The sequence below is a fragment of the Cellvibrio sp. 25HG11W-0 genome (genome assembly GCF_057815475.1).
Window position 1 is genome coordinate 3,736,362 of the sequence record NZ_CM174230.1, and the last position, 13,809, is coordinate 3,750,170.

At 47.8% G+C, this 13,809-nt stretch carries 10 protein-coding genes; 3 read left to right on the top strand and 7 right to left on the bottom strand.

Annotated features, from left to right (window positions below):
* Positions 1-89: 89 nt before the first annotated feature.
* Positions 90-2,297, top strand: coding sequence for an FdhF/YdeP family oxidoreductase (locus AC0KUT_RS15605; protein ID WP_488831317.1), 2,208 nt, complete (start codon positions 90-92; stop codon positions 2,295-2,297).
* Between the two features lie 40 nt (positions 2,298-2,337).
* Here the strand turns inward: AC0KUT_RS15605 and AC0KUT_RS15610 are convergent, their stop codons facing one another.
* The 6 genes from AC0KUT_RS15610 to nagK form a co-directional block, all read right to left on the bottom strand.
* Complete coding sequence (locus tag AC0KUT_RS15610; protein ID WP_488831318.1) at positions 2,338-2,607, bottom strand: hypothetical protein; 270 nt, start codon at positions 2,605-2,607, stop codon at positions 2,338-2,340.
* 159 nt (positions 2,608-2,766) lie between these two features.
* Positions 2,767-3,564 (bottom strand): glucosamine-6-phosphate deaminase, encoded by a 798-nt coding sequence (gene nagB / locus AC0KUT_RS15615; protein ID WP_488831319.1) that lies wholly within the window; start codon positions 3,562-3,564, stop codon positions 2,767-2,769.
* 31 nt (positions 3,565-3,595) lie between these two features.
* Positions 3,596-4,789 carry an N-acetylglucosamine-6-phosphate deacetylase gene (gene nagA, locus AC0KUT_RS15620; protein WP_488831320.1) on the bottom strand — a complete coding sequence of 398 codons (1,194 nt, stop codon included), beginning with the start codon at positions 4,787-4,789 and terminating at the stop codon, positions 3,596-3,598.
* Between the two features lie 63 nt (positions 4,790-4,852).
* Positions 4,853-5,992 (bottom strand): acyltransferase family protein, encoded by a 1,140-nt coding sequence (locus AC0KUT_RS15625; RefSeq protein WP_488831321.1) that lies wholly within the window; start codon positions 5,990-5,992, stop codon positions 4,853-4,855.
* A 53-nt stretch (positions 5,993-6,045) separates the two neighbouring features.
* Positions 6,046-7,386 (bottom strand): sugar MFS transporter, encoded by a 1,341-nt coding sequence (locus tag AC0KUT_RS15630; RefSeq protein WP_488831322.1) that lies wholly within the window; start codon positions 7,384-7,386, stop codon positions 6,046-6,048.
* Positions 7,387-7,498: 112 nt separating this feature from the next.
* A complete protein-coding gene (gene nagK / locus AC0KUT_RS15635) occupies positions 7,499-8,398 on the bottom strand; it encodes an N-acetylglucosamine kinase (RefSeq protein ID WP_488831323.1) in 900 nt (299 codons plus the stop codon).
* A gap of 577 nt (positions 8,399-8,975) precedes the next feature.
* On the opposite strand from nagK, the gene AC0KUT_RS15640 reads away from it, so the two are divergent.
* Both AC0KUT_RS15640 and AC0KUT_RS15645 read left to right on the top strand, forming a co-directional pair.
* Positions 8,976-9,686: a DUF6445 family protein gene (locus AC0KUT_RS15640; RefSeq protein ID WP_488831324.1), complete on the top strand. Its 711-nt coding sequence runs from the start codon at positions 8,976-8,978 to the stop codon at positions 9,684-9,686.
* A 242-nt stretch (positions 9,687-9,928) separates the two neighbouring features.
* Positions 9,929-10,855: a glutaminase gene (locus tag AC0KUT_RS15645; RefSeq protein WP_488831325.1), complete on the top strand. Its 927-nt coding sequence runs from the start codon at positions 9,929-9,931 to the stop codon at positions 10,853-10,855.
* Between the two features lie 121 nt (positions 10,856-10,976).
* Here AC0KUT_RS15645 and AC0KUT_RS15650 read toward each other — a convergent pair whose 3' ends face one another.
* Entirely contained in the window at positions 10,977-13,628 is a 2,652-nt protein-coding gene (locus AC0KUT_RS15650; RefSeq protein WP_488831326.1) for a TonB-dependent receptor, read from the bottom strand.
* Positions 13,629-13,809: the final 181 nt, after the last annotated feature.

A 13,809-nucleotide genomic window follows, 5' to 3' on the forward strand; every position in this document is an offset into this window, starting at 1 on the left:
CTACGTCAAAAAGGGAGCATTTAACGTATTGCAATGTTGATTCTGAAGCCATAACCTCTTGGCACACGCCTTAACAATGATGCCCCGCTATGTCATTAAAAAATACTACCCCCGCTGAACCCATCACCATTGTTGGTGGTGGCCCTAAAAAAGTTCTCTATACCCTTAAAACAGTTGCGCGCATTGGGCTACTGAACTCCGCTAAGGCACTTAACAGCAAAAATGCCTGTAAGGCGTGCGGCTTGGGCATGGGCGGCCAGCGCGGCGGTATGACCAATGAGAAAGATGAATTCCCCTCGGTGTGCAATAAAAGTATTCAGGCGCAGAGCACTGATATTCAAGCACCTATTCCCACAGAAATTTTTGATCATACGCTGGATGACTTTAAGCAGCTCTCGGCGCGCGAATTGGAAACCTTAGGGCGCTTGAATACACCAATTTTCAAGGATGCCGATAGCAATAAATACATGCCCGTAAGCTGGGAGTTTGCGCTAGATAAACTGGCGCAGGCGTTTGCCGCGAGCGCGCCTGAACGCAGCTTTTTTTACTCATCAGGCCGCTCCTCCAACGAAGCAGGTTTTGTGCTGCAGCTCTTGGCGCGGCTCTATGGCACTAACAACGTGAATAACTGTTCTTTTTACTGCCACCAAGCAACCGGCGTCGGGCTTTATAATGTGATTGGCAGCGGCACCGCGACTATATCCCTCGACGATGTTGGTACCGCCGACTGTATTTTTGTAATAGGCGCCAACCCCTCTTCGAATCATCCGCGCTTTGTCCATCAACTCAAAAACTGTCGCGAGCGCGGCGGCGATGTGGTGGTGATAAACCCGGCGAAAGAACCTGGGCTGGTGCGCTTTGCCGTGCCTAAAAGTGCGAAGTCTATGCTCATGGGCGGCAGTTGGATTGCATCGCACTATGTGCAACCCAAAATTGGCTCTGACTTAGCGCTACTGCAGGCGCTTGCCAAAGCGCTGTTAGAAACCCACACACTGACGCAAGAATTTATCGATCAACACACCGAAAACTTTGCGGCCTATAAAACGCAGATCACGCAACTGAGCTGGGCAGAATTAACCCAAGCCTGCGGTGTAGCAGAAGCCGAGATTCGCACCTTGGCCAAGGTGTATGCGCAGGCAAACCAGGTGGTGTTCGCGTGGGGCATGGGCATTACCCATCACTTGAATGGCGTGGAAAATGTCGAGGCCATCGCCATGCTGGCACTGCTGCGCGGTATGCTTGGCAAAGCTGTCGCCGGCCTATTGCCCCTGCGCGGCCACAGCAATGTGCAGGGTATTGGCACTGTCGGTGTTAAACCCCTGCTGGCAGAAGATGTACTCGCACATCTCGAGCAGCTCTTTTCCATTCGCCTGCCACGCAGCGAAGGTTTGGACACCCTCGCCTGCCTTGAAGCGGCTCACAACAAGCAGATGGATGTGGCGCTTATTATGGGCGGTAACCTTTATGCAGCCACACCCAATAGCGCCTGGGCACGCAGCGCACTTGATGCCATTCCCTTCAAAGCCTACCTAACCACTACCCTCAATGCTGGCCACATACAGGGGATGGAAACCAGTGCCGCCTTGATATTGCCCGTGTGCGCACGGGATGAGGAGTGGCAACCCACTACGCAAGAATCCATGTTCAACTATGTGCGCCTGAGCGATGGAGGTATAACACGCTTGAACAATGTTAAACCCGAGGTGGAAATTTTATGCGAGCTGGGCAAGCGCTTGCTGCCGGATAGCCCTCTGGATTTCGCCCAATTGAAACAGCATGACTCCATTCGTGCTGCCATAGCTGCCACGATTCCTGGGCTTGAACAACTCAAAGACATAGGTCGCACTAAACAAGAATTCACCGTCGCCGACCGGCTGTTAAAAGGAAAGCATTTCCCCACCACGTCCGGCAAAGCGCAGTTCTCTTCCAGCTCGCTTCCCGCAGACATCGCCACCCAAGAATTCCCTTTCGTACTGGCGAGTATTCGCAGCGAAGGACAATTCAATTCGATTATTTATGAGGAGAGCGATTCCTATCGTGGCACTGACACGCGTTGGTCTGTGCTGATGAACCAAGAAGACATAGAAGCACTAGATGCAAAGGCGGGCGACCTCATCGACCTTAAATCGCCACACGGTGAAATGCTACAGGTAAAAGTATTTAGCTTTAATTTACCGCGCGGCAACCTCATGGCCTACTATCCAGAGGCCAACGTACTTATCGGCACTGCGCACGACCCACGCAGCAAAACCCCCGCGTTTAAATCGGTTGCAGTTCGAGTTGCACGTGGAGGTTAAACAAAAAAGGGGGGTGCGCTTAGACTGAGCAGATATGCGCTTAAATGGAGATGTTGATCGACTTAGCTTTGCGGCGGTCGCGGCCTGCTCTGGTTTCCAGCAACGTATTGTGGCCTTTACCGCGGCGATCTTTTTTACTCTTTCTGCGCTCTACACCATCGGGCGCGGTAACCACATCCTCAGTCGCACCGCCAATCGGCATGTCATGTGCTTCTTTGGCGTAGGCGCTCACGGCACCTGCAGGTGCAAGGCGAGTCGCCGGGTTCTTCACTTTTTGATAACGCAGTTCAATTGGGCCTAGGTACACCATAGGGCCTCCGTAAATATCTGGATATAGTCAATCTATCGGCAACCTACGCTGATACTTAAGTAATATAACCAAAATAAACGGAACACTGACACAGAGTTCACACTTTCAAACATCAATAGCCACTTATCTTGCACAATAAGTGAACTACTTGGAAGCACTCTAGGCTTGCGCCGCCAACCCTGCTAATAACGTCTGATTTTCACGCTCAATGTGTTTATAAAATTCCACATCGCTCAATTGTGAGGCCGCCGCCTCGTCAATAATCAATACCGCCTGCTCATGCAGTTGCAGCGCAGACGCTGGGCAGGCAGCAGTTAATGGGCCCTCTACGCAAGCGTTAATAGCCTCAGCTTTATTCTCACCGGTGGCGAGCAACAACACTTTTTTAGATTCTAAAATAGTCCCTATCCCCATAGTAAGCGACAAATGCGGCTGAAATTCATCGGCGCCAAAAAAACGCGCATTGTCTTCAATGGTCGCGCGAGTGAGGGTTTTAACGCGGGTGCGCGAACGCAGGGAAGACGATGGCTCATTAAACCCTATGTGACCATTGCGTCCTATACCGAGCAGCTGTATATCAATACCGCCCAGGTGTTTTATCGCGCCCTCATAGGCTGCGCAGGCCGCTATAGGGTCTTGCGCATCCCCCAAAGGCACATGAGTATTCGCTGTATTAATATTTATGTGGTCAAACAATTGTTGATTCATAAAATAGCGGTAGCTTTGTGGGTGATCACCGCGCAAGCCCAAATATTCATCGAGATTAAAACTGGTGACCTGCTCAAAAGACACAGTGCCAGCTTGATAAGCTGCGATTAATTCTCTATAGAGCGCCACCGGTGTAGAGCCCGTTGCCAGCCCCAAAACAGAGTCGGGCTTATGGGCAATTTGCCGTATAAAAATAGCAGCGCCATAAGCGGCAACAGCGGCGGCATCAGGCAATATGACAACTTTCATGGAGCACTCCAAACACAGGTTATTGCAAAAATTAAACGTGAATACGCACTGCGCCCGCCACCCAAGTATGGGTAACCTTGTAGTCGGCAGTGAAGTGAACTAAATCGGCGCGATAGCCTGGCTGTAACCGTCCAAGGCAGTTATCCAACTGCATAAACTGCGCAGGATAAAGCGCTGCCATACGCAAACTTTCACTCAGCGCCACGCCCAACCACTCGGTATTCAAGCGCACTGCGTCGATCATGCCTATAGCGCTGCCTGCTAAACGCCCTTCGGCATTCACTAAGCAACCATTTTTTTCAAATATGGTTTCGCCATAAATTTCAAAATGTTTTTGCTCTGCGCCAACGGTGGACATTGCATCACTCACCAAATACATTTTGCCTTGCGGTTTAGCGGCGTAGGCAATGCGCGCAGAAGCCGCATGCACATGATGCTGATCAATAATAATGCCGCACCATGCATCTTTATTTTCTAGCGCAGCACCAACCACGCCTGGCTCGCGCCCTGTGGTAGGGCGCATAGCGTTGTATAAATGAGTAAAGCCCGAGAGTCCTTCTTCGAGTGCGCGCACCACATCAACATAGAGTGCATCGCTATGGCCTGCGCAGACAATAAGCCCCGCATCGACCAATGTTTTAATTTGACCCGGCGCAGTATGTTCCGGCGCTAAGGTCAGCATTATTTTTCCCGCAGGTGCTAAGTGCGCCGAAGCGTTTGATGCACCTAGGCCTTCTGCCGCGCGTGTCAGCCAATCAATGTCGGCCTGCTCCATGGTGCGAATATAGCGCTCGTTGTGCGCGCCGCGCCGTGTCAACGCAAAAAATGGTCCTTCAATATGCACACCGAGAATGCCTTTCACACCCAGATTTATTGCTTCAACCACCGCATGAACACCGGCTTGATGTACAGCGCGGGTATCGCTGATTAACGTAGGCAACATTGACGTAGTACCGCTTGGGCGATGACCATCCAACATGGTTTGCAGTGCAGCAACGGAGGTGTCGTTAGTGAAGAAGGCACCGCCCCCGCCGTTCACTTGCAAATCCATAAAACCGGGCGCCAGGATGCCGCCCTCTAAATAAATTTTTTCACACTCGCTGCTAACATCTGCTTGCGGAATAAGCCCCTCAATTAAATTTTCACACAAAATTACCGCACAACCTTCCACAAAAGATTCACCGGTAAATACTGTTGCGCCTAGCAGGGCTTGCTTTTGTTTCATTGTTTTATGATCCAAAAAAATGACTGCATCAAACCGACCTTATGTCAGTCGTACTTACAAATGCTATAAGCTGATGATGATATCGCGCTTGTGCAATACCCAAGCAACCAACCAAAACAAGGCGACCTGCATGAGTGCAAATAACAAGGAGGCCAAATAAGGATTGGCAAACGCCCTGAAGCACTGATACAGATAGTCATAAGCCGATTGATCACCAATTGTTACCACATAAAGAGTTGTCGCCCACAAAAAAGACAACACATAAATAAAGAGAGGATTTTTTCCCATAATGGCGCAGGCGAGATAAACCGGATTTACAACCCGCTGAAGTAGCGGCGCAGGGCTGCGCTCCAAACGCAACAATACCAATAAAAAGAGGATGGCCGCGCCCGAGGTTAACAGCACAAAAGAGCTCGTCCACAATGACTTATTCATGGGGAATAATGGATGCCATAAAAGCCCAGACGCAATCATCAAAAAACCAGTCATAGCGAGCACTGTAAACGTCGAGAGGCTTGCCTTACCCTGCCTGGAATTTGCTGTGACGGCACTTTTTGTTTGCGCGCTTAGTAGCACGCGCGTTGCCTCAAAGCCCACTAATACATTGACAACTGCTGGCAAGGTGCTCAACACGCCTTCAGGGTCAAACGCCACGCCCTTGCCCTGCCACAAATGGTTCTCACCGAGAAGAATAAGATCCCAATGGCGAACCAAATTATTCTCCAAACTTAATGGGTCACTGCCAAAGCTCGCGATCAATGCCCAATAGCTCAGCAACATAAAAGCACCGAGCAACATACGTGCAGTAAAACCAAGATATAAAATAATAAATGCGGCAGCACCGTACGCTAAAGCGATGCGCTGCAAGACACCCATAATGCGCCATTCATTTAGCGGCTGAGCAAAAGGATAAGCAGCAAGTAAAACACCAATAACAAAAAGCAGAGCAACGCGCCGTAGAATTTTTGTTGCCTGCTGCATACGCGTGCGCTGCGCCAAACCACGCACTGAGAAGTACATGGAAGAGCCCACAATAAACAGAAAAAAGGGAAACACAAAATCTGTAGCAGTTACACCATGCCAATCAGCGTGCAATAAAGGGCTGTAAACATATTCCCATGAGCCAGGTGTATTAACCAAAATCATCAGCGCCAAGGTTAAACCGCGCATGACATCTAAGGCTAAAAATCGCTGCTTAACCATAAAACCCTCGCACATACATTAGCATTGTGAGTATCAAACACACCAAAATGATATTATTTCCAGGCGCGCAGCTTATGGCCCTTAAGCGCATAAAACAGAATAAAGAGGTAACAGGGAATCATCATCCAATAAGCGGCTTGGCTATTGCCGGACAGATGTGCAAATTGGCCATACACCAAAGGCAGGAGCGCGCCACCAGCAATGCCCATAATTAACAGCGCTGAACCTGTGCTGGTATGCTTACCCAAGCCTTCGAGTGCCAGCGGCCAAATAGCGGGCCACACTAATGCATTCGCAAAACCGAGCAAGGCTAAAAACATCACACTATTCGGTACCGGCGCTATACCAGCCCAGCCCAACAAAGCCTGTGAAATACTCATATCTGCCGTTGAGCTGAGCGCAACACCAGCGGTAAATACAATACCCAACACAGCCGACATTAAAAGCGCGTGCGCTTGCTGCAAATATTTGGGAATGGCGACCACACCAATAATGTAACCCAACACCATAAAGCTCATGGTGTATGAGGTGAGCGAACCAAAGTGCGTAACGCCCAGTGAACTGCCGTACAACCCAATCGTATCCCCTGCGATGACTTCAACACCCACATAGGTAAAGAGTGCAACAGCGCCTAAAATTAATTGTGGAAACTGCAAAATACTTTTTCCATCATCCGCTTTTTCTTGCGGCTCATCATCGAATTGTAATTCTGCAAGTGGTGAAAAATGCACAAACAACATGAGCCCCACTAACACTATGGCCATCAATCCATAGGGAAACACCAAACGAGATGACAACTCACTCAAACGTAGTGCGCGCTCAGACTCACTCAAAACCGCTAATGCATCACCGCTAAACTGATCCATTCCCGTGAGAATCCACGCGGTAAATACCAAAGGAACAACCACACCCGCCGCTTTATTAATTAACCCCATAACACTAATGCGCATAGCCGCACTGGCACGCGGTCCAATACACACGATATAAGGGTTAGAGGCAGTTTGTAACAAAGTTAAACCACCGCCGAGCGTAAACAATGCAATTAAAAATAATCCATACCAACTGGTTTTAGCAGCAGGAATAAACATCACCGCACCCAGCGCCATAATCCCTAAGCCCAACACCATGCCTGTTTTGTATCCTACACGGCGTAAAACGGCTGCAGCAGGCAAAGCCATTAAGGTATAGGCAATATAAAAAGCAAAGGTAACCCAGAGTGCTTGAAACTCATTAAGCTCACACACAATCTTTAAAAAAGGAATGAGCGAACCATTGAGCCAAGTAACGAAGCCGAATACAAAAAATAACGTACCTATAATAAGCATAGGGACAAACATGGAAACCGGTGCCGAAGGACGTGCAGAAGCAGCAGACGAATTAGCGTTGTGATTCATGGTCGTTTCCTATTTATATTGCTTTGGTTTATATCGCATGATTAATACCACTGAGACATCGTGCAATATTGATTAAAAAATAATGCTAAAAATCTAAGGAGCTTAAGAGCAACTAGATAGCCCGCAATTCCATGCACTGCCGCGCATAATAAGCCGCACCAAATTCTGGCTGATACACGGCGGGTGACAGACAATCTACAATTTCTTTATCCATCCAGGTTGTTAGCCGTGGAGCAAGGCCACCAATAATTGACATGCGCTCAGGTTCAGTGGCCCAGAGGCGACGCGCGACGGCGCTCATATAATTTGCACCCTCTTGCACTATAGTGCGTGCAACTGTATCGCCCGCATCCGCCGCATCGAGAATAAAAATAGCCAGCTGAGCGTAATCACTCGACTTGGCCCCGCAAAGTTTATCAACCAGGGCAACACCGCGCGCTTGATAGTGATCACCAATTAATTCGCTTAACACCGTGCTTGGCCCAAGCTGATCATAAGCCAATAAAATGGCCTTAATCGCTTCAAGCCCCATCCAGGCACCACCGCCCTTATCGCCCATGGGAAAACCATGGCCACCCAAAATAAGCGACTGATTTTTTACAAATGAATAACCACAAGAGCCGGTACCTGCAATCATCACCGCACCCTGATCGCGATTGTGCGCGCCCAAACAGGCGATGTGTAAATCGGTGGTTAAAAACATTTTGTCGAACGGGTGCTGCCACTCATTCATCATTTTATAAAGACTGGGCACATTTACGCCCGCCAAACCAATGCCCGCAATCAATTGGCTCAACTGCGATTCTGGCAAGTGCGCATCTGCCAAGGCCAATTCTGCAGCAGTGCGAATGGAATACTTCGCCTGCTCAACCCCGTGATAGGGGTTTGCTGGGCCACCGACGCCAGTGCCTAGCACCTGCTGATCCGCAGTTAAAATACGCGCGCGACACTTAGAGCCTCCGCCATCAATACCTATATACAAAGCCTGATCACTCAAGGGTTGCTTACCCATATCTACCTCATTGCTACTCGCATCGGCCGCACCTGAACACACACAGGGCCACCGTCCAAAATCGGGCGCTATTCTAATCGCTCATTCAGCGTTAAAGGCGCAAACTTGAAAACAAAACCTAGCGAAAATTAAGCTCAGACCGTATCGCCTTAACCTTTCTAGCGCGACGTCAAAGCCTTAGGGGCAAAAAAGGTTGGCACTCACGCGAAGTGCCAACCACAAGACCACTACTACGCTCTAGAGAACTCACACTGACACTAGAACCCGAGGAGAGTACAGGCCTAGTAGCAGCGAACTATTTCAGATTACGCACCAAAGACAACGTTGTCAAATGATTCCGCGTAATATCGTGAAAAATAATGGCTCCGCGAGAATGTAACATCTCTACCACTAAAAGCCTGATAAAGAATTACACATCTAGACTCTATTAATCGCATTCTAGTCGCATTCCGAAAACACAAAAAACGTCTAACTAAAATCATTCCACGCGCAAGTTGCTCCTTTCCGAGCTTAATGCTAGCCTCATACTCAATATTTTTTATTGCCTTTAAATCATTCATTTTTTATAGCAACATTTATGACTGAACACGCTGATTTCCTCAATCATCCGCCACAGCTAAGTCGACTTAAAATCGACGGCAGCACAATATTGGTTATAGATAATTTTTTACAGCAACCGGAGACTATATGCGCAACAGCGACCCACGCGCAATTTAGCCCCTACCCCGGCTACAACGAAAAAAAAGGCTACCCCGGCATCCGCGCTAAAGCGCCTGAGGATTACTCCTACACCTTAACTACTTTTTTAGAGCCACTATTAAAAAGCGAATTTAATGTGCCCGCCGAACTGGATATTCGCAAAAGTATTTGCGCCTTCTCACTCATGACCATGAAACCGCAAGAATTAGGCCCACTACAACTTACACCACACTTTGATGCCAGCACCCAGTATCACACTGCTGTGCTTTTATTTTTGTGTGGTCAAGAGCATGGCGGCACCGCCTTTTATCGGCACAAAACAACAGGGCTTGCGCGCATAACAGCCGATAATCGCGAACACTATTTAGATACGTATTATGAGGAACTAAACCAACACCGCCCTCAGCAAACTTACTTTCGCGATTCCACTGAGCTATTTAGCAAAATCGGATTTATCGAAGCGAAGTTCAATCGCCTCATTATTTACCCTGGCTCACTCCTTCACGCCCCCTACATAAATGCCGACGTCAGCATCAGTAGCGATCCAGTGCACGGACGTCTAACACTCAATTCTTTTTTTGATTTTTAACCTCTTTCCCGCCGCTCATCTCTCGCCACGACTAGCGCAACCAACTCTGTTAGACTGCGCCGCGCTTGCGCGCGCTTAACATCAAGCCCACACCTGCCAACAATCTAGCGCCATCACAATATATACACCGTTATACGTCGTTTATTAAAGCCTGGTGGGTGCTATAACCCTTTCCATAAGCGTTATAACAACAGCCCTGCGTTTAGCGCCTTAGCAACCTATGCCACCTCGGACCAGTACACATGAGCCCAACGATAGAGTATCAACATATATTTCGAGAAATCGCAGCCGACCTTGAGCACACTGAAGATTACGGTAAAGTCGCTACCTACATTCCGGAACTCAGTGACGTAGACCCCACAAAGCTAGGTATTTACCTTACCACCGTCGAGCAACTGCAATATTCTTTTGGCGATGCAGAGGAGGCCTTTTCCATTCAAAGTATCGCCAAAGTATTATCACTCACCTTGGCCTTAAAATGCGTCGGGGAGGATTTATGGAATCGTGTAGGTGTAGAACCTTCAGGCTCTGCATTTAACTCTTTGGTACAGTTAGAATATGAAAATGGTATCCCTCGCAACCCCTTCATCAATGCTGGCGCTATTGTTGTTTGCGACATCTTAGTGTCGTGCTTGGGCGACCCAAAACGTGAGTTACTGGCGTTCATTCGCAAAACATCGGGCGTAGCAACAATTAATTATTGTTCAAAAGTCGCTGAATCAGAAAAGAGTACTGGCTATAGAAATTATGCCTTGGTCAACTTCATGAAAGATTTCGGCAATATACATAATGATGTAGAGCGCGTTCTGGACTTGTACTTTCATCTCTGCTCAATTGAGATGACCTGCAAAGAACTAACACAAGCCTTTTTGTTTCTAGCGGCAGGCGGTGTAAACCCCATAACAAATGAAGTGATCATCAGCCCCCAGCGAACCAAACGAATTAATGCCGTTATGCAAATGTGTGGATTCTATGACGAAGCGGGCGAATTTGCTTTTAGAGCAGGATTGCCCGGCAAGAGCGGTGTGGGCGGAGGTATAGTTGCTATTCACCCAGGTAAATACGCCATTGCCGTGTGGAGTCCAAAACTAAACTCTAACGGCAATTCTTATAAAGGCATGAAGGTGCTTGAAGCAATAACGACAAAAACAGACTCCTCAATTTTTTAATCGCACACATTAATACTCAGATAATTATTTAAAAAAGCTACCCGCCACAAATAAATAAGCCCCGAAAAGTTCGGGGCTTATTTATGTTACTAACCAAGCTAGATGCAGCTTAAGCTAAGCATTAAAACTTAACATTTACACCAAGCTTATAAACAGCTTCACCCATAAATGACCATGCAGGGTAGCCCTCTTTCAATGGATCTTTTACGCTGGTATAGGCTTCTGCAGCACCATATTGAATATCATTTTCTTCAAGAACGTTAGTAGCCTCCAATGAAACATTCACCATCTCAGTAACATTCCAACCAAAACTTAAATCCAAGGTGCCGTAGGCATCATGCATACGATTGCCGTACCAACCAGTTTCACGCACCATGTATTTAGAGCGCCAGTTATAGGCCGCACGCGCAGAGAACTCGTCACTTTCCCAATATCCTACCAAATTGGCATTGTGATTAGATGAAAGCGTGAACACACCAATATCATCTTGGAAACTACTGGCAGGGGCATTGCCATTAGCGTAGGTGTAGTTAGCAGAAATACCAAAGCCATTATCAAAGGCATGATTCACTTGCAATTCAACACCATCAATTTCACCGCCACCGGCATTTACATATTGATTTACAGTCCAACTATCCAAACCGCTGTCAGGACTTACGACACCAATTTTTTGATTGATCATGGTTTCTGTGGTGATGAAGTTTGAAATGTCTTTGGTGAAAAATGTTACAGAGGCAATATTGCCATCGCCGTAATAATATTCCAAGCTCACATCAGCTTGGCTGGATTTCATCGGCGCCAAGCCCACATCACCGAGTGTTACAGTTTCATTGCCAGCAACTTGATCCTGCCAACCCGATTGCTGACCCAAAAACATATTTTCATAATTGGGGCGAGTAATCGCTTGCGATGCAGCAACACGCAACACCCACTCATCACTCAAGTCAAAGGCGACGTTCACACTCGGTAATATATCGCTGTAATCTGCTGACTCTTTAACCTTACGCTTACTCCAACCAGCATTTTGCCCTACATCACCAGCCGCAAGCGCAGTGCCATCTAGATCATAACCGCTGGCATAAACATCCGAAGAAATGTAACGCAAACCAAAATTACCGCGCACTGCATCGGCTTCAAAATTAAACATACCGTACCAAGCTTGATTCTGTTCATTCAACAAACCATAACCGGGACGCTCTTCAACCCAACCACTGATATTGGCCATGGTATTTGCCATCATGGCACCAATGTTCGGTTTGGGTGATGACCAACCTGGCGTGCCCATCGCAATAGTACCGCTGTAAAGTGAAGCAGTATTGACGGTAGTGGCCGTAGCATTAAAGACTGAGCGCTCAGTGCGCTTTTCAAATTCATGTTCAGTAGTACGAATACCAGTTTTGAACGATTTAATTGCACCCAAATCCAAATCAAACGTGAAGTCTAATTGCGTGAAAGTTTCTTCATCGGTATTGGGGCCACGCGTTGTCGCCCATGAACCGCCAGGGCCAGTTGTAGGGCTAAATTGGCTGACCAAGGTCGCTTGACTTTGCGATGGTTTAACAACAATTTCTTTGCCTGTTGCATCAATCACACCAGCCCACTTAGGCAAGCTTGAGCCTGCAGTCCAAGAGCCATAAGAATAGTTAGTGGTCATATCAGTACCACCATCAGCACTGGTTTTACCTGTTACAAACTCAGCTTTAAACCCTTCACCGGTATAGCTGGCATTAAATGCCAAGCTGTCCGAGGTCATAGTACCTACACGCGCCCAGGTTTGAATAAAAGCATCAGTTGCATTGGCCGCGGTAGTATTACTGCTTAAGCACACGCCGTTAGGGTTAAAGCCAGAACTAACGTCAGTATTGCGCGCAGTGCAATTTGCATCATGAAAAATATAATGACTGGTGTTTGAGTTATTACCCACTAACTCCATGGTTAATGCATGTAAACCCAATTCGATATTATCGGTGGGGCGCGCTTGCAAATTAACATCCAAGGCGGTGCGTTCACGCTCTTGTACAAACGTAGTTGGTGCAACATCTGCGGCCCAACGGGTATCAGATTCAACACCACGACGAATATAGTCACCTTCACTTTTAGCTGCGGCCACTAACACACCAAAGGTTTCTGCATCATTTTTCCAGCTGTACAAACCAGAAAGCTCAGGTGCAAACTCGTCACTTACTGTGCCTATGCTGCCCTTGAGACTGCCCACAATAGTATTGGCATCCAAATCCAGCGGCTTGCGGGTTTTTACCACCACTGTGCCACCAATACCGCCTTCGGCGAGATCAGCTTGCGCAGATTTATACACATCCATGCCGCCTATTAATTCAGAAGGCAGCAGAGAATAATTAAACGAACGATCCATCGCCTGCTGGTCGTACCAGCCAGTAGAGGCAACTGCTTGACCATTGAGCGTGGTGTAAGTCATTTGTGGATCAGAACCGCGAATAGACACGGAAGCACCTTGACCAAATGCGCGCCCAACACTTACACCAGGAATACGGCCAAGAGTTTGCCCTACGTCAGAGTCAGGTAATTTACCGACGTCTTCTGCGGAAACCGCATCCACTAACGCGGTGGAGTTGCGTTTGATATCGACAGAGTTTTTCAGGGCGCCGCGAATACCAGACACCATTACCTCTTCAACATCACCGGTGGCGGCTTGCGCTACAGAAACGCTGCTCGCCAAGGCGATAGTCGTTACAGTTCCCAAAAGAATTACGCGTCTGTTAGCCAGTTTAATAGCTGCACTCAGTTTGTTTTGCATGGTTTGCTCCCGCAATAAAGCAATTTATGTATGTGTGTGTTTTCAACTAATCCCTACAATCGCCATCAGCAGACAACGTTGTCGTGAAACCAACAGTAAACCGACTGGACAACGTTGTCAACACATTGAGGCGCGCATCTTATCGCGTAAGTTTTGACTAATTTCTTTATAAATCAACAAG